Source organism: Paenibacillus sp. GCM10027629, from assembly GCF_042676425.1.
In the GTDB taxonomy this organism is placed as follows: Bacteria; Bacillota; Bacilli; order Paenibacillales; family Paenibacillaceae; genus Paenibacillus_K; species Paenibacillus_K terrigena.
Genome location: NZ_JBHTGZ010000009.1, coordinates 1450287 through 1474080 on the forward strand (window position 1 = coordinate 1450287; position 23794 = coordinate 1474080).

At 44.3% G+C, this 23794-nt stretch carries 25 protein-coding genes; 1 reads left to right on the forward strand and 24 read right to left on the reverse strand.

All coding sequences use genetic code 11. The features are described 5' to 3' along the window. Positions 1 to 12 precede the first annotated feature (12 nt). From ACFQZR_RS16140 to ACFQZR_RS16225, 18 genes are all read right to left on the reverse strand, one after another. Positions 13 to 585, reverse strand: a complete 573-nt coding sequence (locus ACFQZR_RS16140) for an LbetaH domain-containing protein (RefSeq protein ID WP_379347585.1) — start codon at positions 583 to 585, stop codon at positions 13 to 15. A gap of 4 nt (positions 586 to 589) precedes the next feature. Beyond that, positions 590 to 1711 (reverse strand): glycosyltransferase, encoded by a 1122-nt coding sequence (locus ACFQZR_RS16145; protein ID WP_379347587.1) that lies wholly within the window; start codon positions 1709 to 1711, stop codon positions 590 to 592. Then, entirely contained in the window at positions 1704 to 2879 is a 1176-nt protein-coding gene (locus ACFQZR_RS16150) for a glycosyltransferase family 4 protein (RefSeq protein ID WP_379347589.1), read from the reverse strand. The genes ACFQZR_RS16145 and ACFQZR_RS16150 overlap by 8 nt, the downstream gene beginning before the upstream one ends. Continuing rightward, on the reverse strand, positions 2876 to 4267 hold the full coding sequence (locus tag ACFQZR_RS16155; RefSeq protein ID WP_379347590.1) for a hypothetical protein: 1392 nt from the start codon (positions 4265 to 4267) through the stop codon (positions 2876 to 2878). Before ACFQZR_RS16155 ends, ACFQZR_RS16150 begins: the two co-directional genes overlap by 4 nt. 19 nt (positions 4268 to 4286) lie before the next feature. Continuing rightward, positions 4287 to 5402: a glycosyltransferase gene (locus ACFQZR_RS16160; RefSeq protein ID WP_379347591.1), complete on the reverse strand. Its 1116-nt coding sequence runs from the start codon at positions 5400 to 5402 to the stop codon at positions 4287 to 4289. A gap of 21 nt (positions 5403 to 5423) precedes the next feature. Then, complete coding sequence (locus ACFQZR_RS16165) at positions 5424 to 6113, reverse strand: sugar transferase (protein WP_379347592.1); 690 nt, start codon at positions 6111 to 6113, stop codon at positions 5424 to 5426. Positions 6114 to 6115: 2 nt separating this feature from the next. Next, positions 6116 to 7018 carry a UTP--glucose-1-phosphate uridylyltransferase GalU gene (galU, locus tag ACFQZR_RS16170; RefSeq protein WP_018755687.1) on the reverse strand — a complete coding sequence of 301 codons (903 nt, stop codon included), beginning with the start codon at positions 7016 to 7018 and terminating at the stop codon, positions 6116 to 6118. A 468-nt stretch (positions 7019 to 7486) separates the two neighbouring features. Then, complete coding sequence (locus ACFQZR_RS16175) at positions 7487 to 8170, reverse strand: CpsD/CapB family tyrosine-protein kinase (RefSeq protein WP_379347594.1); 684 nt, start codon at positions 8168 to 8170, stop codon at positions 7487 to 7489. Further along, on the reverse strand, positions 8151 to 8903 hold the full coding sequence (locus tag ACFQZR_RS16180) for a YveK family protein (RefSeq protein ID WP_379347596.1): 753 nt from the start codon (positions 8901 to 8903) through the stop codon (positions 8151 to 8153). The genes ACFQZR_RS16175 and ACFQZR_RS16180 overlap by 20 nt, the downstream gene beginning before the upstream one ends. A gap of 238 nt (positions 8904 to 9141) precedes the next feature. Then, positions 9142 to 9444, reverse strand: a complete 303-nt coding sequence (locus tag ACFQZR_RS16185) for a hypothetical protein (protein WP_379347598.1) — start codon at positions 9442 to 9444, stop codon at positions 9142 to 9144. Between the two features lie 780 nt (positions 9445 to 10224). Continuing rightward, complete coding sequence (locus ACFQZR_RS16190) at positions 10225 to 11004, reverse strand: tyrosine-protein phosphatase (RefSeq protein ID WP_379347600.1); 780 nt, start codon at positions 11002 to 11004, stop codon at positions 10225 to 10227. 86 nt (positions 11005 to 11090) lie between these two features. Next, positions 11091 to 11477, reverse strand: a complete 387-nt coding sequence (locus ACFQZR_RS16195; protein WP_379347602.1) for a DUF1634 domain-containing protein — start codon at positions 11475 to 11477, stop codon at positions 11091 to 11093. Then, positions 11474 to 12310 (reverse strand): sulfite exporter TauE/SafE family protein, encoded by an 837-nt coding sequence (locus tag ACFQZR_RS16200; protein WP_379348880.1) that lies wholly within the window; start codon positions 12308 to 12310, stop codon positions 11474 to 11476. Before ACFQZR_RS16200 ends, ACFQZR_RS16195 begins: the two co-directional genes overlap by 4 nt. A 253-nt stretch (positions 12311 to 12563) precedes the next feature. Further along, positions 12564 to 14870 carry a glycoside hydrolase family 3 C-terminal domain-containing protein gene (locus tag ACFQZR_RS16205; RefSeq protein ID WP_379348882.1) on the reverse strand — a complete coding sequence of 769 codons (2307 nt, stop codon included), beginning with the start codon at positions 14868 to 14870 and terminating at the stop codon, positions 12564 to 12566. A 154-nt stretch (positions 14871 to 15024) separates the two neighbouring features. Beyond that, complete coding sequence (locus ACFQZR_RS16210; protein ID WP_379347604.1) at positions 15025 to 15507, reverse strand: glutathione peroxidase; 483 nt, start codon at positions 15505 to 15507, stop codon at positions 15025 to 15027. 155 nt (positions 15508 to 15662) lie between these two features. Continuing rightward, positions 15663 to 16280 (reverse strand): TetR/AcrR family transcriptional regulator, encoded by a 618-nt coding sequence (locus tag ACFQZR_RS16215; protein ID WP_379347606.1) that lies wholly within the window; start codon positions 16278 to 16280, stop codon positions 15663 to 15665. Between the two features lie 116 nt (positions 16281 to 16396). After that, positions 16397 to 16915, reverse strand: a complete 519-nt coding sequence (locus ACFQZR_RS16220) for a hypothetical protein (RefSeq protein ID WP_379347608.1) — start codon at positions 16913 to 16915, stop codon at positions 16397 to 16399. Positions 16916 to 17023: 108 nt separating this feature from the next. After that, positions 17024 to 17947 carry a Gfo/Idh/MocA family protein gene (locus ACFQZR_RS16225; protein ID WP_379347610.1) on the reverse strand — a complete coding sequence of 308 codons (924 nt, stop codon included), beginning with the start codon at positions 17945 to 17947 and terminating at the stop codon, positions 17024 to 17026. Between the two features lie 158 nt (positions 17948 to 18105). Here ACFQZR_RS16225 and xerS point away from each other — a divergent pair, with 158 nt between their 5' ends. Further along, positions 18106 to 19191 (forward strand): tyrosine recombinase XerS, encoded by a 1086-nt coding sequence (gene xerS, locus ACFQZR_RS16230; RefSeq protein WP_379347612.1) that lies wholly within the window; start codon positions 18106 to 18108, stop codon positions 19189 to 19191. A gap of 108 nt (positions 19192 to 19299) precedes the next feature. Here the strand turns inward: xerS and ACFQZR_RS16235 are convergent, their stop codons facing one another. The 6 genes from ACFQZR_RS16235 to ACFQZR_RS16260 form a co-directional block, all read right to left on the reverse strand. Next, positions 19300 to 20040 (reverse strand): DUF4247 domain-containing protein, encoded by a 741-nt coding sequence (locus ACFQZR_RS16235; RefSeq protein WP_379347614.1) that lies wholly within the window; start codon positions 20038 to 20040, stop codon positions 19300 to 19302. Positions 20041 to 20114: 74 nt separating this feature from the next. After that, complete coding sequence (locus tag ACFQZR_RS16240; RefSeq protein ID WP_379347616.1) at positions 20115 to 20621, reverse strand: DUF4178 domain-containing protein; 507 nt, start codon at positions 20619 to 20621, stop codon at positions 20115 to 20117. A gap of 38 nt (positions 20622 to 20659) precedes the next feature. Continuing rightward, positions 20660 to 21064: a DUF350 domain-containing protein gene (locus ACFQZR_RS16245; protein WP_379348884.1), complete on the reverse strand. Its 405-nt coding sequence runs from the start codon at positions 21062 to 21064 to the stop codon at positions 20660 to 20662. Positions 21065 to 21165: 101 nt separating this feature from the next. Next, complete coding sequence (locus ACFQZR_RS16250; RefSeq protein ID WP_018755669.1) at positions 21166 to 21834, reverse strand: PspA/IM30 family protein; 669 nt, start codon at positions 21832 to 21834, stop codon at positions 21166 to 21168. Positions 21835 to 22056: 222 nt separating this feature from the next. Further along, the gene (locus ACFQZR_RS16255; RefSeq protein WP_379347618.1) at positions 22057 to 22989 is read right to left on the reverse strand and encodes a dihydroorotate dehydrogenase; all 933 of its coding nucleotides are present in this window, start codon (positions 22987 to 22989) and stop codon (positions 22057 to 22059) included. After that, positions 22982 to 23671: a dihydroorotate dehydrogenase electron transfer subunit gene (locus ACFQZR_RS16260; protein ID WP_379347620.1), complete on the reverse strand. Its 690-nt coding sequence runs from the start codon at positions 23669 to 23671 to the stop codon at positions 22982 to 22984. The genes ACFQZR_RS16255 and ACFQZR_RS16260 overlap by 8 nt, the downstream gene beginning before the upstream one ends. Positions 23672 to 23794: the final 123 nt, after the last annotated feature.

Consider the following 23794-nt stretch of genomic DNA (forward strand, 5'->3'; position numbering starts at 1 on the left):
TTACCAATCGTTTTAGTTATATCTTCGAATCCACTCATTAGGAACATCAATCGCTCGAATGACCTTGGCAGGCGTACCACCAGCCATCACATTGGATGGAATATCACGTGTTACGACGCTTCCTGCAGCAATGACAGAATTACGTCCGATCGTTACCCCAGGCAATATAAGTACGCCTCGACCAATCCAGACATTTTCCGAAATAACGATATCTTTGCTCTCTGAACGATCATTCACATCCACGGGGTGAAAGTTGGTATCTATCATGTTCACCATGGGACCTATAATCGTATTACTCCCGATTCGAATCGATTTCGTGCATCCAATATCTAAACCGTAGTTAAAAAACACATTATCTCCCACCAACAATGTGGCTTGCTTACTCACGGTAATCGATGACTGAAACGGCTTCGAATGAAATGACACATTTTTTCCGACTACGAATTCACCTCTGTTCTTGATCGTCAAACGACCTGTTATTCTGCCCAATCGCCCCACGGCGTTGGTCTTGAATGGAAGGATCACAGCTCCCTTCAGCACGGCTAATAATTTCCCTAGACTGAATTGCTTGATTGTGATACTCATGCGCTCATCCCGCCGTTTCCGACTTCAAGCGATTAGCCAATAACAAGTGGTAGGTGTTCTCTACCTTACGGGCAATCGTGTTCATGTTGAAATCATTCATGACACTGGTATGGCCTTGGATCGAAAGTTCCTGGTAGTTGACATGATGATCGTAAACGCGCTGAATGGTCTGATACAACTCTTCAACATCCCCATCCTTGACGATAAACCCTCCCTTTGTCTGGTGAATAATCTCAGGGGCACCGCCGGAGTCGGATACGATAACAGGTGTCTGTACCAACATCGATTCAATAATGACTCTCCCAAATGGCTCATTTAACGAGAAGTTAATGGTCAGATCGCATTCCTTCATCAATTCAAGCGGTTTTTTGCTATATCCACAGAAAATAATCTTTTCTTCCAAGCCATATTCGATAACCTGCTGGATCATATCATTGAAATAGCCCTCCGAACCATCGACGGATGTATCTCCAACGATCAGCAGCTTCCAATTATTCTTCTGATTATCAGAGAGCTTCTTGACGGCCTCGATCATCAGATGATATCTCTTCCACTCTACGATCCGCCCAAACGTTCCAATAACAAGCGTATCATCCTCCATAAACCGCCGAGTCTTCATGGTAAGAGCAAGCTCTGGATCGACGCCATTATAGATGATCGTCTTATTATCACCTTGAATCGAGTTGGCAACAAAGTGTGAAATACAGATCACCTGGTCGAAGAATCGCGGCAGGACACGATTGAACATTTTCAAATGCGTATAATCCCGGTGATGCCAGACTAATTTGCATTTCGTTAGGAATTTGAGCGGTGCTGTGTACCACGGTGCTCGCCAGCCGTTGGCATGGATAATATCAATGTGATTTTTTCTCACAAACGACTTGATCCGAAACACGGTTTCCAAATACCCGAAGCCAAATTTCTTCTTAATGCTATTGAGGCGGAGCGGAAAGTGTTGGTACTCCGTTCGAATCTCGCTTAGATACTCCGCATTTCTAGGAGCTAATAGGAAGATCCGATATTTTGAAGTATCCAAGTAATTGATCAAATGAATCAGACTTTGCTCGGCACCTCCCTTTTTATCTGCATGGGTTATAAACATGACATTTATTTTTCTTTTATCCATTCATAGCACCTGCTTCATGATAACGTGGATGTAGCGAATTGATGTAGCGTTGCAATACCTCTTTATGATCATAATGCGTGCGAATATACCGCTGTGACGACGCTAGTAGTTTTCTCGCTCTTGGCGGGTGGTCAAACAGCAGCTTTATTCTAAGATAGAATTCCTCCGGACTGTCAGCGACCATGATGTGATCGTTATCCACGAGTCCAGTGCCCTCGCATCCGATAGAGGTCGAGACGACAGGCAATCCGTTCTGAATCGCTTCGATCGTCTTTAGCTTTACACCCGCTCCGTTCTGCATCGGATTCACGAATAGATACCCCTGTTTGTAAATGTCATCCAGATCTTCTGGCGTATCATGCACGATAACGTTCGTCATATCGTAACCTTCAAGCCAGCTCAAACCTTGTTTTCTACTATTTCCAGCTACAATAAACTTGTACTCGGGTTCCTTGAGCATTAAGGGATGAATATGTTCCAAATACCACTGAATCGCTTCACGATTATTCGGCATAAATAAGGACCCGATAAATACAACATGTTTGCTCTCAAATGAGCTCTCCAGAAAGGTCTCTTTTGTGACAGGAGGCGGTAGAAATAGGCTTTTTGTTGTAGGGTGAAGGGTTTGGAACGTTTCAAACTCCTTATTTGAGATAAATAGATACTTATCTACCTTCTTCAGCATTTTCTTCTGCAACATCCTGAACTTGCTGCTCTCCATATGATAATAAAGTTTATGAATCCGATTGGTTGTGCTTCTAGCCAGTGCCTTGAAGTACACCGCTTCATCGTTATGAACTCTCAGAATGGCATTCGCATGTTTGATTAATGGGTTCTTTAGGATAGGATACACGTAGTCGCCTTCCAGCAGCACATAATCATAATCCTCATCAATATTCACATATCGCAGCTCATTTCGCGATTGCACTTGCATGGGAACCCGATATAGTAGATCCTTAAGCTTACTTCTTCGCTCACACAGCTTGATATCTTCCACGTAGCGATAGACCACATTCATATCCGATGGGGTAGGCATTTGTTTGCCGCATACGACAAGATGGATCGTCCATCCGAGCTCGGCAAGCACCTTAATTCGACCCCACGTATCGACTCTGCCGCCATGATCGGCGGGATAAGGAAAATCACTGCATACAACAAGTATTTTCATTTAGATACCCCCGACATATTGGAATGATTTATTTCCTTCTCTCCTAGAAAAGAACTGATAAATGCGAACAACATCCATATCTCATATTTAATCTCAAGTGTCACAACGAGTAATGAGAACAGCATGAAAATAAGTGCCAAGAACAGAATGATGCTCGATTTCACTTTGACAATCAAGTTTTTGGCTAACAGATAGAAAAATAATAGTGAGAAGATCCCCCCAAACATAAACCATTGGAAGAACCCTGATTTGACACCTAAATTCTTAGCCGTTCCCGTGTATTGGAGCAATTCTCCTGCATTGATCTGGCTTATTCCGAAGGTGTTGTAATAGAACCTACTCATGAAGTTAATCGAGTCATTTAAATAGTCATCGAAATACATTAAGTAAGCGCCTGTTCCCACCCCGAACGGGTGATGAAAAACAGTTATGATCGCGATAATAATCGTTCCCATCCTCGTATATGACGATGTATAGTTCTCGATATCGTTACTGAATGAGCTGATTAACCCTGCTGAGAAGTAAGTAATAAACATATACATGGCTACCACCACGCCGATGAGCACAATAAAATTTCTCTTCTTCCTGAAATCCATAAATTTCAACATCGTTACAATTAACGTCAATAAACATACGATTAGAAACCCTTTTGATCCCGTAACCGATAAATAGAATAGAAAAAAAATAGCGACATAGATGTTCGATAGAATCATGCCAACACGTTTTAAATATTGGCTCAAATAGACTAGAATTGCAGAATACGCTACAACAATGGTTCCCGTCGTACTACTTTCTGAAGTAAGCAGCCTCACCCTCCAGTAGGGCTGACTCCCTGAATGCAGGAAGGTGAACGCATTGGGCATCGTAACTAATTCGACAATCATAATCACAAGCAATAGACTCACCGCAGTAAAAAAACTTGCATACAGCAGCTTATAGCTTTTAATTTTGGAGAACACCAATTGCATGTGCCTGATATACAGCAGAATTAATGCGAAATAAATTAAGACCTTAAACCCTTTACCAAGTAGGCCCTCAGACCAGAAGCTATAACTCCCCTGCAAGAATTGAACAAGAATGTATCCTAAGGTGACAAAAGTTAGGTAAACAATAAAAGCGAACAAGTATTTCTGCAGCTTAGGCGCATCCATAAATCGCTTATATTTAGCAAGCATCGCAATCTCACAAAAAACAAACAAAGGAAGCAGCAGGATAATAGGCGATCTACCAATTTCTCCGATCTTGTTAACAAGAGGGAAGTCCTGGTAGGCAGTCAGCACCAGCAAGATACCAAGATAAAACGCCAAAAAGTACTGTCCCTTGCCAGACTGCTGCTCGGCTAGTTCTTCATTTATCGGAGGATTGCTGTGTAAGGCTACGTTCATCATCTCTTTCAACCCCGTAAATCTAGACGTATTTTTTGACAGTTACGGAATATCGATCACCTTGTTTCTTCAAGGCATCCTCGTATAGTCGCTCGATTTGCTTGTTCATTTGATCGGAATGGAATTTCTCATTAAATATTTCCTCACCGTTCTCGCCCATCCATTTGAGCTTATTCTTCGATAGCCCCTGAATGATGTTAACCAACTCTTCTTTCTTGTCGAAATCAAAGATATATCCATTGACTCCATGCTGTACAATCTCTGGCAGCGCGCCACGATTACTTGCAATGACAGGCTTCTTATTCCGTAACGCCTCGATCGCAACGATACCGAACCCTTCCCAACGGGATGGAACAATGACAGCGTCGCAGGCTTTCATATAACGATCGATTTCCGAATTGTCTACCCATCCGATTTTGACCGCATTACTTGGAAAATCGTATTCAAAATCTTTCAATACCGTATCGCCTACTAAATAGAGATTAACATCTGTAAATGGATTCTCACGAAACACTTCAAGCAGCAAATCAAAGCCTTTTTGTCGATCGAAGCGACCTACATAGAGTAGATTAATCTTGTCTTTCTTCACATCGAAAGATAATGCATTCGAAGACGGCGCATTCGATACGCCGTTATACACAACGACCGATTTCTTGGCAGACAACCCATAGTTCAGCGACATCTGATATTCATGTTTTGATATGTTAATAATGAAATCCGTCCGCAGCGACAATAATTTCTCTACACTCGCGAACACTCTTCTCTTCCACGACTGCGTGTCCATGAGAAACGCCCAACCATGCGAACAATAAATCACGACGGGACGTTTCTTCTTGAAAAAAAGTAACGTCCGCAGGAAAAAGCCTGCGAACGTTCCATGGACATGCACGATATCCGGATTTATTTCTTTGATCTTCCTATGAATCGATTGCATCGCTTTGAAGAAATATTGCGGGCTCCTCTTATAAGGATACAGTTCCAATCGATCTGAACTAATCTGTAACGTTTTGCTGTTAGAGTTTTGTTCCGATGCTATGAGATAAATATCATGTTTCTCCGATTGATACTTCAATACTTCATTGAGATGGGTTTCAATACCCCCCTTTGTAAATTCCGATATATGAAGGACTCTTACCATGATCTCCCCTCCATCTTTTCATTAAAACGCATCTTTGGAGCCAAGCATCGTCTTCACGGTCTGCAACATAATGCGAATGTCGAACATGATGCATTTTTTCTCAATATAAGTTAGATCAAGTTCAACCATTTGTTTGAAGTTCAGATTACTTCTTCCACTAACCTGCCATAGCCCCGTGCATCCAGGCGTGACGGACAAACGCTGCTTATCATACCTCGTATATTCTGCAACTTCTCTTTTAAGAGGTGGTCTTGGTCCTACCAAGGACATTTCCCCCCGAAGAACATTAAATAATTGCGGAAGCTCATCAATGCTCGTTTTCCGTATGAATTTCCCGACCTTTGTTACGCGCGGGTCATCTTTCATCTTGAACATTGCTCCACTGATCTCGTTCTTATCGAGTAGATCCTTCAACTTATCTTCCGCATCGGTATACATGGAACGGAGCTTGTACATCCGGAATAGTCTCTCATTCTTCCCTACTCTCGTCTGATAGAATAGGACTGACCCAGATGGATCCTCCAATTTGATAAGTAAAGCGACTAGCAGAAGAAGTGGGCTTAGTAGAATTAACCCCGCCAATGAACCGACGATATCAATGGTCCGCTTAAGAACCGAATATAAATTCATCCTCTCTTCTCTCATTCTTGTATTTGAATAATAATCCACAATGCCTACAATCGCTTCTTCCCGATATTGTGAATACCTCATGCTTAAACTCTACCTCCCGTCATTAATGCCTTACTAAGCTCCCTCTCCATGATCTCCTCGAGCCCCGCCATGAGTTGCGGTCTAAGCTCATTATTCCGAAGCGCAAAGTCGATCGACGTCATAATAAACCCGATTTTCTCTCCCACATCATAACGAATCCCTTGGAAATCATAAGCATATACCCCTTGATCCACGTTTAATCTCTGGATCGCATCCGTAAGCTGAATCTCACCGCCCGCACCAAGCTCGTGCCTGCCCAGATACTCAAATATGTCAGGTGTCAGAACATATCGTCCCATAATCGCTAGATTAGAAGGGGCTTGTCCTTGCGGCGGCTTCTCTACGAAACGATTAACCTGGTAGAGGTTAGCCATTCTCTCACCTGGATCTACGATTCCATAACGATGCGTTTGATCTGCCCCTACCGTCTGCACACCAATGACTGAACGTCCCGTACGCTCATATTGTTCAATCAGCTGCCTCGTGCATGGGACATCTGCTTCGACGATATCATCTCCAAGCAGTACGGCGAACGGCTCGTTTCCGATAAAATTACGTGCACACCACACGGCGTGTCCAAGACCTTTAGGCTCTTTTTGCCGAATATAATGAAGATTTACATTGGACGACTTGCGCACTTTCTCCAAAATGTCTAATTTCCCTTTTTCCTCTAACGTGTGTTCTAACTCAAATGCGATATCAAAGTGGTCCTCAATCGCCCGTTTACCTTTACCTGTTACCACGATGATATCTTCGACGCCAGATTCAATCGCTTCCTCCACGATATACTGGATGGTTGGCTTATCGACGATGGGAAGCATCTCTTTAGGCATCGCTTTCGTTGCTGGTAAAAAACGAGTACCTAGTCCTGCTGCGGGGATAATGGCTTTTTTTACTTTTTTCATTTGGAATCACCCTATCCTATTTTTTTATTCGCATTGTAACGCGATGCTAAAAATGCGAGCTATGCCCTCCTTACGATGGAAAGCATAGCTCGGACTTTCAGATACCAAATCCGAGGTGTTACTAAAAACAAGGGCATTGAACCCTACCTCACATCACACCCTTGACGACGAGCGTCTAAGGTCAGTTGACCCACAGTGTGACCGAGTGCCTCCGGTGATAAAGGTGCAGGAGACATTACCTTCTTCATTCCTTGTAGAGGTGTTGTTCAAAAAGCCATCTTTTGATCACGAAGTGAATCAAGTAGTGGATTCGGCATCGAATCTTGCGTTCACCCTCGAAGTCCGGTACTCATTTAGGTTTTGCCTAAACTCCGTTCCTCCTTCTTCGGATTCACACAACCTTCTTGGTGCTGAAAAGCCGACTTTTTGAACACGCAATTAAATTTAAGAATCAGACGATTCGTCTTTTCATTCTCCGTAATAGTAGGAATAAGAATAGGAATCTGATTGATTTCGATTAATGTTATTAAGGACAGCACCAATAATCTTGGCGTTCACGTGCTCTAGAGAAGCTTTTGCTTTCAAGGCAATATCTTTCTTCACGGTTCCCGAATCAACGACAAGCACGACTCCATCACTATAGGTAGCTACAATTTGAGCGTCTGTGACGGACAAAATCGGTGGCGTATCGATGATAATGACATCGTACAACCCTCTTGTCGTTGATAGCAGACCAGCCATTTGATTGGATGAGAGTAACTCTGATGGGTTAGGCGGTGTAGGCCCAGCATGAATAATCGATAGGTTCTTCGTATTCGTAGACTGAATCACTTCCTGTAGCAAATTCTGTTTAAACAAAGCCGACGTTAATCCGATCCGATTCGATGTACCGAAGATATGATGTTGAGATGGTTTTCTTAAATCTGCATCGATCAGGAGTACACGTTTGTTCGCTTGAGCAAAAGCAACCGCCATATTCGCGCAGGTCGTGCTCTTTCCTTCATTTGGTTTGGATGAGGTTACCATGATGACTTGTAGTTTCTGGTCGATCGTCGAGAATTCGATGTTTGTTCGCAGCATCCGATACCCTTCAGAGATCGGTGATTTCGGATTGCTTTCCGTAATGAGTTTTTTAGGTATCAAGCGAGACATTTACATCCCTCCCAACTGTTGGCGTTAGCGGATCTTTATGAATTTGATCGATATCTCTTGCTGTAAACTTCGGTATGGAAGTCAATACCGGCATCCCTAACACATTCTCAATATCTTCTTCCGTCTTGATCGTGTCATCCAAGTAATCGAGTAGGAATGCAATACCTACACCGAGCATCAAAGCCAGCATGAAGGCAACAGCAATATTCATCTTCGAATTTGGAGCAACCGGACTGTGCTTTTCTTGTGGGTCGGCTTTATCCAAAACAGAAACATTGTCCACTTTCATCAAACTAGGAATCGTCTTCTGGAAAACGACGGCTACCGCATTGGCAATATTGGCTGCCTTCGCATAGGAATCATCCTGGACGGATATGGACATGACTTGCGTTTCATTCACGGAGCTTACACTGACTTTTCCGATAAGCTCACCATAGGTCACACCTAAATCAGGATACTCTTTGACGACAATTTTCATCATTCGCGGTGTTTTAATGATTTCTTTATATGTTTTGATCAGTCCAATTGTTGAATTTATGGATCCAAGATCTATACTCGGTAACAATGAACCGCTGTCCTTGTACTGATTGACAATTAACTTCGCAGAAGCTTCATATTGTGGCGTGATGAAATAATTGGAGTAGATCCCGATCGATAAGCAGCTTACTGCGACAATCAATGCGATCAATAACAGCCTTCTTTTGACAATTAACCAATATTGTTTCAGTTCCAAATGGTTCCCTCCGTTGCTAGTTAGGTGATGTCTCTTATAGGTTAGATAAGATAATAGTTCTTTTTGAATACTATTTTTACTATATTATTCAAAACGCGACCTTTTGGGTATGATCTATCCGTTAAAACGAACGACTTCATGATAATCATTCGTTTTGAATTGCAAGTGCACAACTTTATTCATTTCGCGTACTTTCAGACATAGTTACACCGGATGATTCAAATCTATTGGTACAAAGCTATCCCTGAAATCGTGACGATGTATCATTACTCATGAAGTCTTCGACCTTTCCACCACGCATGATGTACTCCATCATATCTTCTGATCCGGATGCATGTCCTATCTTGCTAAGCAGCAAGGATAACAATTGAGCCATATCAATCGAATCATCGCATTGCCGATAGCCTGAGACCATTAGAATCTCTGATAACGGTCTCATATCTTTTTGTCCATTTTGATTTCGTAGAGAAGGATCTTCGGATAGTATCTTCAAAAATTGCTTCAGCCTTACTCGCTTCTGCTCCCGATCTGAACAATTCATCGCTTTACTTCCTCCATTCATCCAGTTATACGTTCATTTACATTGAATAATGGAGATTCACTATTCAGTTCTACCACACTAGATCGTAGCAAACCTTTAATTATTACAATTTTGTAAACAACTTTAGATAGATGATGCCAAGATTGAATGTCCTTTGATTAATAGTATGCCACAAATGATAACTTTTCTTGAGGGGATAAAGACATGGTTAAGCGCTCCTAATTTATTTTAAAAACTAACATTATTTTCACCAATCCAGTACCAAAACTTAGAATTTTGTCATAAAAATCCGGTTTTTAAGTTGAATGATTATTGCTGTTTTGGGATTAATTTGTGGGTAGCGAATTACCACATCTTTCCCTTATGAGATAAGGGATTTCGTCTATGAATCATTTTTGAATATGTACAGAAAATCCCTCTCATTTTGTTCGGAACTAGGGACTATTGGTCACCGTCCTATAAAAACAGGACAAAAAGTAAATTTCGACAAGTTTTGCAACAACATATTGATTAAAAAAACTTTATGAAAACGCTTAACTATTTCAGAAAAATAAAAAAACCAAGCTTTTCCATGAAATCATGGAGGTGCTTGGGTTACAAATTTTCATTAAAATCCTGTAATTTCTGTTTTCTTAGTCACACTTCCTTACCATAGGATCACAATTCAGGATAATTGCGCAAAAACCAGGATAAATTCGCAACTTCAGTAATATAAAACGGCTATCCTATCGTTACTCTATTCCCAATTCATTCATTTAAAGCAGTGCAGCCGTCCTATACCTATCGAAAATAGGAACGTATTCGTTGCATGATACCTTCCGAAAAAGGTTCTTCCTCTGGCTTGCTCTCAAAAGGCAAGTCTTCAATAATACATTGCGCATTATTTAGAAAATACTTCTCCCATGGCTGTCCCATACGCTCGCGAATAACTTCATAGGCTTCACGCAATCGAAATCCTCTACGATCCACATGATGGGCATCCGAAGATACGATATGAATAAGGCCTCTTCTGCAAAGCAGCCAAGCCGTTTTCTCAATTTGTCTTCCAAAGCCACCAAGTAATGAATGTGTTGTCACCTGTGCGTAAGCGCCTACTTCAATCAGCTGCGCCAGTCGATCTGGATGCCTCACTATTTCCGCATTTCGTTCAGGATGAGCAATAATGGGTTTTAGCTGCATGATGTTAAGCTCATGGATCAACTCAACCATCTCCTTCGGAATGCTTGAGGAAGGCAACTCAATCAGTACATAACGTGACTCGGCCAGTGGAAGTAATTCTTTTCTAAACCAAGCATCTAATAGATCCCTATGTAACCGAATTTCTTGTCCTGAGCGAATCGTTAGAGGCACGCCCATTACTTGGAACTGCTCGTTCATATGACTTACGAGCTCTACGACTCCCGATGCGGTATTCGTGAATCTTCCATTTGCATGATGTGGCGTTGCAATGATCGTCGTTATGCCTTCTGCTACAGCCGCTCTAGCCATATTCATCGCATCGTTCCAATTCGCTGCCCCATCATCTACTCCAGGGAGTATGTGCGTATGTATATCAATCATCTTGGTTTCACTTCCTAGAACGATAGTTTCAACTTACCTGAAGGCAAGCTAGTGAATATTCTATCACATGAATGTTAGGTTAGCCATTAACCAGCTTTGCCGAGGAGCAGACTGATAATCAGAATAATAAAGACAAGACTTGTAATGCCGACATACAGATAATCCTTCGCCTTTACAAATACAAGAATCGTAATGCCTACGCGAAGCACAGGAGTCAAAATAAGAAGGAACAACCCGAATAGGATCACAGCGGCAGGTTTCAAGCTTCCTGTCCCCTGCAAGATTCCAATTAGCGTCGTTGGATACGTATCTGCAGGATAGCCGCTATCTCCAGCAGCAAGATATAAGATGAGTCCCAGCAGGATGACAAAGCCGCTTACGAGTACACCAATACGCAGCACTTTGCTGACTACAATTTCGGCTGAGATGATTTTCTCTTCACTACCTTGATTTTTCATTCGTTCTTCACTCATAATAATTTGATCCCCAATCCTTGCAGTATCATTTGAATCGCAACATAGGCCATCACCGGGATGAAGATTTTGCGAATCGTACGACTTTTCATTCGCTGCATAATTCTCGCACCGACCGTTGCCCCAATTAATACACCGAGCGCTACCGGTGCGGCGTAGAATGGATTAATTTCGCCTCGGAACAGATACACTCCCGCACTAGCCGCTCCGGTTACGCCCATCATGAAGTTGCTCGTTGCACTGGATACTTTGAGCGGCAGCTTCATAAACACATCCATCGCCATCACCTTGAAGCTGCCGCTTCCAATGCCGAGCAGTCCAGAAATGACGCCAGCTCCATACATGACACCAAATCCACTGTATACGCGATCCACATTATACGAAATGGACTTCTGAAGCGCCTTATCGTAATACTCCCCTTGTAAATTTAAGCGGGCAGCTGCCGGATGAAGCGGTACCTCCTGCGGAAGCTCTTGCTTCGTCTTCTTCACCATCGCGTACGCAGAATACATCAGTAATACACCGAAAATAATATAAAGGACACTCGGAGCCAACAATCCTCCGATAAATGCACCTGTAATCGCCCCGACCGTCGTTGCAACCTCCAGGAACATCCCAACGCGTAAATTTGTAATCCGATCTCTTATGTACGCAATCGCTGAACCGCTTGAAGTCGCAATGACAGATATTATGCTCGCGCCAATAGCATGCTTAATATCGACCCCGAATAGCATCGTCAGTGCTGGTGTTACGACGATCCCGCCTCCAAGACCAAGGACGGATCCGACAATACCTGCTAATATGGCAATGCCGAAAATTTCGATCACCATCATGGACAATTTGTTCGCCTCCGTTTGCTATTTATTATGCATGCTCCATTGTAGCCCGAACCGCCTTAATGAACAACCACATTCCACATTTAATTTAGCACAGCCGTAAGAGATAATGGGCAAGCAGGATCCTCTCCCCAGTATTACCATCTACCCATCACCCTATCAGCGATCATATAGACCGTACATGCGAAAAAAACCGGGGTACCTGCCATTTAGGCAAGACCCCGGTTCTGCTCATCACGTAATCTGTTATTTAAGCATTTGCTCCATTTAGCTGCATAAGCAGACCATCGAGCATTTCATCCGTAAACGCCCCTTGTGCAAAAGCAAGCAATGCACGAATTGGCATATCATTCATCATCGCCAGCATCATTTCTGGCGCATCATTTTCGAGACCATCACCAAGCCCTGATTGCTCTCGGAACTTCCGAAGCAATGGTTCTGCAATTTGCGCTCCAAATGGATCTCTCATTATATCCCCGAACGTCGAATTCCGGGTAAAGCTGCGCTTCAGTTCTACAGAAGATTCCACATGAATGCGCTCCTGAAGCTCGATTTGCTGCGACGACTTGCCAATCAAGATATCGAATTCACCGGTTTCAACATGCCAATCTTTCAGCTCAACGTTATAATACGCAAAGGCTCTGCGATCAAGTGTGAAGCTTACGACTTTCTCTTCTCCAGACCCGAGATCAACTTTAACAAATCCTTTCAGTTCTTTCTCTGGACGAATCACCTTCGATTCGACATCGCGAACATAGAGCTGAACGATTTCCTTCCCTGCGATACTGCCCGTATTCTTCACATTCACTTGAACCGTAACCGTATCTTGATCCGACATCGACGTACGATCCACAACCAAGTTCGAATATTCGAAGGTCGTATAGCTAAGACCATATCCGAACGGGAACAACGGCTCAATATGCTTCGCATCGTAATAGCGATAACCGACGAAGAGCCCTTCTTTATATTCAACGATATCGCCAACCCCTGGGAAGTTCAAATAGGATGGGTTATGCTCCAACTGCATCGGGAAAGTCTCCGCGAGTTTACCCGATGGATTCACAAGCCCGAAGAGCAGGTTCGCGATGGCACCACCTAACGCTTGCCCGCCCAAATGCCCTTCAAGTACAGCTTTCACGGATTGGATCCATGGCATCTCAATCGCTGATCCGTTCATAAGCACCACAACGATATTCGGCTGCACCTCAGCAATCGCTTCGATGAGCTGCCGCTGGTTGGCCGGGATCTTAAGATGTTTGCGATCATAGCCTTCCGACTCATAACGATCAGGCAATCCTGCGAATACCACAGCAACATCGCTCGCCATGGCTGCTTCTTTCGCTTGTTGCACGGCCGTAGCATCGATATCATCGTTGTCTAAGTTATAGCCTGGAGCATAGGTGATCTGCCCACTTGCGCCAGCAATTTTGCAAATCTCATCGTAGACGTTATCGAGTTTCGTCGGATTGATATGCGAGCTTCCTCCACCTTGATAACGTGGATTTTGTGCGAAGGCCCCAATAATAGCAAGTTTACCCTCTGCATGAAGCGGTAGAATCGCACCATCATTTTTCAGCAGCACCATACTTTCTTGCGCCACCTCCATCGCAAGTCGATGATGGGCTTCCAGATCCACAGTCGCATCTGGGTTCGCGTTGTCTGCTGCTCTGAATATAATTTCTAACAATCTTGCTACCGCATCATTCAAGACCTCTTCAGCAAGTTCTCCATTTTGTACGGCTTGCACGATCTTGCGGTCTGAATATCCGTTCGTCGACGGCATTTCAAGCTCAAGACCTGCTGCTAACCCTTTCACACGGTCCACTACCGCCCCCCAGTCCGAGACGACGAAACCATCATGACCCCATTCTTTCTTCAGAATTTCTGTAAGCAAGTATTCATTCTGTGATGCAAACTCGCCGTTCACTTGGTTGTAAGAACACATGACGGTCCACGGCTTGCCTTTCTTCACAGGGGTCTCGAAACAAGTCAGATACAATTCATGCATCGTGCGCTCATCGACGACGGCATTGACCGACATGCGGCGATGCTCTTGATTATTCACAGCAAAATGTTTCAACGACGTCCCCACGCCTTGGCTCTGTACCCCAAGAATGTGCTGCGTTGCCATTTCTGAAGTGAGGTATGGATCTTCCGAGAAATATTCGAAATTCCGTCCACAGAGTGGTGAGCGCTTCAAGTTCACACCCGGACCGAGCAGTACCCCAACGTTCTCAACCTGACACTCCTCACCGAGCGCAACACCGACTTGATACATCAAATCGCGATCCCAAGAACAGGCCATACCTGCAGCTGAAGGGAAGCATGTTGCAGGAACGCTATTCAGTAGCCCCAAATGATCGCTATTCCCATCCTGTTTGCGTAGGCCATGCGGCCCGTCCGTTACCATAATGGATGGAATGCCAAGACGTTCAACAGGTTTTGTATGCCAGAAATTAAGTCCCGAGCATAACCCCGCTTTTTCTTCTAATGTCATTTGTTCGATTAGTGCAGTGATCTCTCTACGCATCACAATCACCCTTTCATTGTTATTAATTCCAATCGATAGAGCGCTTACAATAATGTTATAGCTCTCATCTTATTCGATTCACAATTATTTTTATGGTATTTTTTCAATGTATTTAGGAATTTTAATCAACAAAAAAAGCGGATTACTCATAGTTCATGAATAACCCACTTCCGATAGCATTCTATTGTGCTAATAATGCCCGAATATCATCCTCGATATTTTTCGGCTCAACCGTTGGAGCATATCGACGAACAACCTGCCCACTCCGATCAACAAGGAATTTTGTGAAATTCCATTTGATATCGTTAATGAGCACGCCCTTCGCTTCCTTCTTCAAGAACTTGTACAGTGGATGTGCCGAGCTTCCATTAACATGAATCTTGGCGAACATGGGAAATGTAACACCATAATTCAATTGACAGAACGATTCGATTTCCTCATTTGTGCCTGGCTCTTGTGACATGAATTGGTTCGTTGGAAAGCCTAACACTTCAAACCCTTGATCCCGGTAGGTACGATACAATAACTCAAGCCCTTCATATTGAGGTGTAAACCCACATTTGCTCGCTGTATTCACAATGAGCAGTACCTTCCCGGTATAATCGACAAGCGCTTTCTCTTCACCCGTAATACGTGCTGCAGAATAATCATAGATCGAAGTCACCCTGATTCCTCCTTTTCCTGGACTAATCGTTCCTTCACTATAGCGAAGCCACCTGTTTGATGTCAACACAATGAAACGACTCTCTATCTCGACCGTACGTATTACAATCTCAAGGAGATGATAAGGATAAAAACACGCGTCGTTCTTGATAAGACCTATGCCCCATCAACCTTCCGGTTATATCCGTGCATGATCTGTAAAAAAGCGCTTTTCACTTCAAGCAGCACAGCCGCATTTTGATGGACTTCTGCAAGGACGAGCGCTCCTTCAAGGGATGAGACCAGCAGCACCGTCGTCGATTCAATCGGAAGATGGGCTGACCACGTCCCTTCTTCCGTCCCTTGCATGATCAAGGTTCGAAATACTTGTGATTTCCGCTCAAAAAAATCTTGAATTTGTGTTCTAATTAATCGTGCATCTATCGATACTTGATTCCATAGCGAAATGAACGGGTTCCCCCCAACACAATTCCGTTCGTTGATTTCGCGATACAACATCTCGAATAAGATATCGATCTTATTCGCAACCCCTAGCTGCAGCGCAGTTATTTCATCGATCAGCAGTTCATATCTTGCAATGCGCCACGCAATAACCTCTAACGTCAATTCCTCCTTGCTCTTGAAGTGATAGTAGATATTAGACTTGGACACGCCGCTTATCGCCACGACCTCATCCATACTCGAATCATGATACCCTTTGTGCAAGAACAATTCGGCTGCAGCTTCCACTGCTTTCTGACGGTTGGACTTTTTGGAAATATTTGTTGTCATCATAACTAGTACTATAGATAGCTAATCTAGGACTGTCAACGGATAAAATCGCATCACAAATGGGTAAAATTGTATAATTTAAAAGCCACCTTCTGCTTGAAGGCGGCTCATCGTCTAGGTTATGGGGTGCTTTTCAATACGTAAGTGATGATGAGATCCACTGTTCCCGTGCTCTCATCTCTTGCGATAATGGCTGAGAAATCCGTTCCGTCTTTCTTACCACCAAGCGTTGCTGATGCATCCACAGTAAAGCTGTTAATGTCTTTAAATCCACCGGCGTTCAAATAATCTGTAATCTGCTGAACCACCGTATCGACCTTCGCTTCGCCGCTGCAGGTGACCATCACAGAGATATCGCCGTTTTGTTCCGACCTGGCTGAGCCCTTCAATTGAAACCCTTTCGGAATCGGAGCATCTTGTGGGAAATCCTTGGGCATTTCAGTCGTAGAGTATTCAGACTTGATTTCTTTCCCATCACTAGTCTTGCCGGTAATGGACACGCTATCCCCGTTCTGATCGCCTGTGACTGTCATCGTGCCCTGATCCGTCTTGATTGTCGTTGACTCTGAACGTCCGCATGCGGAGAGGACCATCATGCTGCTGAGCACGATCACTCCCCACATCCTTTCTTTCTTCATGGAACTACTCACCCTTTCATGATGTCAATAAAACATCATATGTGGAGAGCTCTTCCAACATACTAAGATTCTTCCGGAGATACATTAGAATGAATCATTGATACATGTTCAAATGATGCTTATCTGTTCGGCTAATTGATGACTTTCCAAGACCTGATCTGCGCGAATGCTGCATTGCTCCGGTGTTTTCAATGTCGATAGGAAATGATGCACAGCACCTTCGAACCCTCGACGTCGTAGTACCGTATCCCAACTACCGAAGGTGTGGTAGGTTGGCGCGTTGCCTTTCTCAGCCATAATAGCTTGTTCCATATTCGTCACTTCCGCGGAACGTCCATGTCCGTGCAGCTCCAGCTTCTCCAGATCAGCCCCTGCATGCCGCACCATGCTGTAGGAAGCATCCGAATGGTCAAAATGAAGCATACCCGATGCGCTCAGCATCTTTCCTTCTTCATTGATACGTAGTGATTTGGTACCCACCTCATAGTTCGCTCCGCCAAGCCAGATCATCATATCTAACATATGAATGAGATCATCGTATATCGTCATTTTGGCGTTGTGAGACTGTAATCGTGTCCGATGCTTCTGTACTGCGAGGTACTCGATGCCGCCTTGTTCTTCAAGCCACTGCTTGGCCTGTACATACTGCGGCGCGAATCTTCGATTGAAGCCTACAGCAAGTGATACTCCCTTCGCCTCGGCTCGTGAAGCCATTGCAATGGATTCTGCTAGATGGTACGACAGCGGCTTATCGACATATACGGGGATCCCTCGATTCAAGCAAGCTGTAACAAGTTCATAATGCGATTCCGTTGGACTATGGATGAATACAGCATCCAAACCGCGATCTATTAATTCCTCGAAGCGTGTTGTGCCGAAGGGCAGCCGGTACTGGCGCAACATCCGATCCACCGTCGCTTGCGTCGTGCTCATCACACCTGCAATTTCAACATCTTTATGTACAGACAGAAGGGGCAAATATACCTTCTGTGCAATGTCTCCTAGACCGATCATTCCAATTCGTAGTGTCATTCCATTCCCATTCCTTCCTCTAGATACAGTACATCTCTCTTATCTAGAGTACAGGAACCTTCCCAATCGAACAAGCCATCTTGGTTCCCGCCCTAGGATAAACCTTCGAAATCCACTATAATCATCATAAGAAGACCATAGCGAAAGAAGTGAATCCGTTGAACATCCAGAAAATAAAAGACCGACAAGAGCTGGAACAGAAGGTGCCACGATTCCCTTGGTACGTTCAGCAGTTTATCGATTATAAGCTGCCGGACCTGTCACCATCCACCCTCTTAGAGTATACGCGTGACTATGAGATCTTCTTCTCCTGGCTTATGGCCGAAGGACTCACAACAGCTCAAGTAATGAAGGACATTACCTTACAAGACCTTGAAGTATTACATATGGAATCGATCGTGAACTATCGAATTTTCCTGTCCACATTTAAGGAGAATACGAACGCAAAAGTAACCATTTCGAGGAAACTCTCCTCCCTTCGTTCGATATTTCATTATCTAAGCCAAATTGCCGAGGACGAGCAATTCTATCCCTTGTTAAAGCGCAATATTATGGCCAAAGTTGAGATCAAGCGCATACATAAACCAAAAGATACCGCATCCAAGCTCAAAGGAAAATTGCTCGAAGAACATGAACTCGCCGCATTCATTCAATACATACAAGAAGGCTATGGGCAAGATGTTGCGAACAACAAACAAGCACTATATGCCTATGAACTGAACAAGCAGCGCGATGCATGTATCACCAGCTTGATTCTAAACTCTGGCTTGCGGGTATCCGAAGTCGTGAATTTGAACATGGAAGATGTCGACCTCAATAACAAACTTGTCTATGTTTATCGCAAAGGGAATCACGATGAGACCTTCAAAGCCCCCGTATACTTTCGCGAGGAGGCGAAGCCTGACCTAATCACCTACATGGAGATGCGGCCTGTACGCTATAGTGCACCACGTAAAGAGAAGGCTCTATTTCTCGCAATCCCGAATGGGCAGCAGGAAGGGAAACGTATGACGAAGCGGGCCATGCAGGAGATGATCATCAAATATGCCAAACGGTTCGGGAAGCCCTACTTGACGATCCATAAGCTCCGCCACTCCTTTGCAACCGATTATTACTTGCAAAATGATATTTATAAGACCAAGGAGCAGCTTGGGCACGCCTCGACAGAGACCACCGAGGTCTACGCGCATCTCACTGATAAGACGATGTCCGATGCGATTGAGCGTAGGATTACACAAGCATAAACGCCTTCGGCGTCCCCGAATACTTACCAAAAAAACCTTTGCTACCGCAGCCCAATCTTGGCTGACATGCAAAGGTTTTTTCTCATTCTCAACCTGCGATGCGTTAGCTTATCGCCTGCCTCGCTTGGAGATTCTACCGCTTCCTGACTTCGTCCTTGGCGCCTTCGATTTCGAAGGAGAGAAGAACGAACCCGATCCACTGCTCTTATTCTTGGAGATACTGCCTGAAGACTTCTTCTTGCTGAACAGTCCGCCAGAATCATCCGATTTCGAAGAACTGCTGCTTGAGCTTCCCCGTTTGAATATAGAGCCTTTTCGTTCCACCGTCATTGGAGGAATCGATTTTTTCTCATTGGTGCTAGGTGCATGGTATTGTTTATTCGGCTTATACTTCTCATAGCTCGTATAACCGCGATAATTACCATACTTCTTGCCGCCGAATGAATCAAATAGATCGCTTACAAGACTACCAATCAGATAAGCTTCCAAAAAGCTTGGGTTATAATTTCGCTGGACGTATTCTTTCGAGTCAACCTCAATGAGAGAATCCTCAGGCTTCTTCTCGTCCTTCATCACATGAATCCACTTGTCCGAATAGACTAGGAACATATGATCCGGATCTTCCTTCGATTTCTGCTCCGGCTTCTGCTGGTCGGACAGCTCCGCCGCTACAACCGGAACGGTCTTCCCTTCTGCACGATAGATATACGAGGTCTCTGAACCCGACTTATTCACAGATTCGAGCGGATACGTATCGCTAACATTCGGAGAACCGCAACCCGTCAGAACCGAAGCCATTAACGCAACGACGAGTACACTTTTAATGACATACTGTAGCCACTTCGACACTTGGTTCACGCTCCTTGCTTCTAGCGGTTGTTCAAAAAATCATAGCCGACTTATTGACCTCTCAATTCTAGCGATTACGTTCCTCTAAGGACCTGCACATCTCCAGAAATCACTTTGTCACCCTCATATAACATAAATCTTCCATTCTGCCATTCGATGCGCAGCAGCTTATAATCATCCGATTGATACTGCCATACATATTGCTCCCCTGCTTGCATGAATGGCGTCTTGCCCGTTACGAGCACATTACCGGAATATTGCTCTTCCATGTAATACGTACGGTCTTCCATTTCAATGGTCGTCGGAACTTCATCCGGTTCATCGAGTCGGCCATCAATTGGCTCGTACAAAGCATAGACGACTTGCTCGCGTTCCTCAATATGCAAATAACGAATCGTATTCCCATCCTGTAATGTCAAGACAACGGCATTCCGTTGACGGTTATTCGTTCTTCCCGTAATTTGATAAGTGACTAATGATACTTCTACAGCATCACCAGGCCCAAGCTGCAGAATGTTTCGCTCCGCTTTGGGTGGCTCGGGCTTCGCTAGTATGTTCTTGATACGATTGAATATACTCATGTCTTACGCTCCTTCAATCTTAGATACCGTCGGTTTCATTACAGACAAGCGGAGATGATCAATGCTCCGACAATATGCAGAGAACCTCCGAATAATGCATGCGGCATAAAACCTTCCTTCGTGCCTTCATCCAGCTTCAGACCGAAGCTTCTGCGCAATACCAAGCGAACAATCCATTCAATCACGAGCAGGATGATAAAGGATACGAACGAGATGATAAGCCCATCCCAGAGACTATCCGTCTTTGCGATCGATGAGGACAGGATATAACCTTGCGCGAGCAGCTTCATAACGAAGCGAGTTGTTACGGCTGTATTCCCCTTCTTGATCTCGTCCATATCTTTATACGGTGTAAACAGTGAGTCCACGAACATAATGACACAGAGTAGAACCGTGCCCATCCCCGTCCAGACAAGAATTCGCAGAATATCCTGAATTGCGATTGTCATGTTAAGCCTCCTCCAAAAAGGTTCCATTCATTGGGAAAGGAAGAAAAACGCCCTCGCGCTCCCCTTCCTTCCTACAACCATCGTACTTATCTTATTTATTTATTCTCGTATTGTTTCATAAGCGCTGCAAGCTCATCATCAACTACTTTGTCTTTGTTCAGTGCCGCAAATTCATCATCGAGCGATTTGTCTTTGGAAGCCATCTCATTACTTGCTTCAGCCTGTGCTTCCATTTGCAGCATTTTCTCTTCCATCCGTTTTAAGCCCGCTGCTGCTGTATCAGAACCAAAGCCAGTCATCGCTTTATTGATTTCATTTTGCGCTTTCGCCGCGTTGTAACGAGCAATCAGCGTCTCACGCTTGTTCTTCATCTCGGTTAATTGCTTGCGCATTTCTTCAAGCTTACCGCGAAGGTTATCTGCTGCAGCTTTGTTCTGATCGTAACCAATTTTGAACTCGTTCATCTTCTGCTCAGCAGATCTCTTCTCTTCCAATGCACGGCGGGCCAGATCAATGTTTTGCGCTTGCGCCGCCATGTGTGCTTGCTCTTCACGCTTCTTCACGAGCGCTACTTGCTCTTCATATTGCTGCTTGAATTTCTTCTCAATCGCGATTTGTTGTGCAACGGCTTTCTCGGCATCTTCCAAGTCTTCCGTCATGTCACGAATATATTGATCCGTCAATTTCACTGGATCTTCAGCTTTCTCAATGAGAGCATAGACATTCGATAGAGTTAGGTCGCGTAATCTTTTGAAAATAGACATGTGGTACTCCTCCTCAATGGATCTGTTATTATGTTTATGTTACTGTATTACGTCGTCATTTGGAATCCGGTTTCGAATTTTTTTCATAACCTAAATAAAATCATTCATAAAGTGCGGATTCGGCACGATCGGTTCACGTATTGGATTGTATTCTATACGAACTCCGTTGTTAAGAAAAATAAAAAACACAGGAATCTACTCTCCCTGTGTTTTTTATGTTCATTATAAGATCCCACGAATTTCTTCCAGCGTAGAGACCTTCTCTTGTTCCATCCATTTCTTGATACCTTCTGTCATCTGTTCACCTGCACGTGGATTCATAAAGTTGTACGTGCCGATCTGGATTACCGAAGCCCCAGCCATAATAAACTCGATGACATCACTCGCCGTCGTGATCCCGCCCATACCCATAATCGGAATCTTCACATGCTGAGCCACTTGGTGTACCATGCGTAAGGCTATTGGCTTAATCGCAGGACCTGACAAGCCTGCATAGAGGTTGTGGAAGACACTTTTGCGAGAACGCGTATCAATCTTCATTCCCGATATCGTGTTAATGAGTGATACCCCGTCCGCACCTTCTATTTCACACATATACGCCATCTCTGCAATGTTCTCAGCATTTGGCGATAATTTCACGACGAGAGGCAGTGATGTCGCTTGACGAACTTCTCGAACGACCTGTCGTGCTGTCTCTGTCTGAACGCCATAGGCGATCCCGCCTTCCTTCACGTTCGGGCATGAAATATTCAACTCGATGATATCGATGGAGCAGCGTCCAACTTCTCTCAGCTTCTTCTCATGCGCTGTAATCATCTCTGCACCGATCCGATAATCCTCCATACACCCGCCGCCAAGGTTGACGATCCGCGCCGTATCCAATATCTCCCAATACGGGGCTTCTTCTTTCAGAAAGTATTCAATCCCCGGATTCTCAAGACCGACACTATTCAGCATACCGGAAGGGGTCTCCCAGACACGAACACCAGGATTTCCTGCCTTCGGAGCAAGGGTCAACCCTTTACCTGAAATACCGCCAAGTCGATTGATATCGTAGAGCTTGGCATATTCTTTACCGAAACCAAACGTACCTGACGCCATCACAATTGGATTCTTAAAAGGTACACCCGCAATTTCACATGCCATGTTAAGCATCAAATCGAACCTCCTCCGCTGCAAATACCGGCCCATCCACACACGCCTTTCGATTTCCACCTTGGCACATGACGCTGCATACAAGACATGCACCAATCCCACAAGCCATCCGCTTCTCCAGCGAAACATAGACTTCTGCACCCGATCCTTGCGCACGTTCCACCAAAGCTTGCATCATGACATGCGGTCCGCACGTGATAATCGTGTCATACTTTGCGTAATCGATTTGATTCACAATAATTCCGCCTACATCACAGACAACATCGCCTGCGAAGGGCCTAAATTCATCGACCAGATAGGATTCTCGGCTAAACCCAAGATATATATCTGGTTGATGCAGCTGCTTCGCAGCTAGATATAATGGCGCGATACCGATTCCCCCACCGACGAGCGCCACTTTGCCTTGAGCCTCTGGGAAGCCATTGCCATACGGGCCTTCCAGCTGAATTGAGTCCCCCGCTTCAAGCTGCTTGAAACGTTCTGTCCCTTCCCCAATGACGTGATATAAGAAACTAATCTCATGCTCACTGAGATCATATATACTGATAGGTCTGGAAAGCACAGGATAATCTGACCACGCCCGTAGCATGTAGAATTGCCCCATTCGCCCTTCAAACTGTCCTTCGATTTTCATCAGGTATACGTCTTTTGCGATCTTGACATTCGACTTAACAATATTCACACGCGCCCTCCTAATATACAGGGTTTTGGCCTCCTTATACTATGACTTGCCATGCTAGCAGAAGCTGTGACAATGTTCACATTTGAGCTTGATTCCTTTGGTAACATTCGCATAATTCACCAT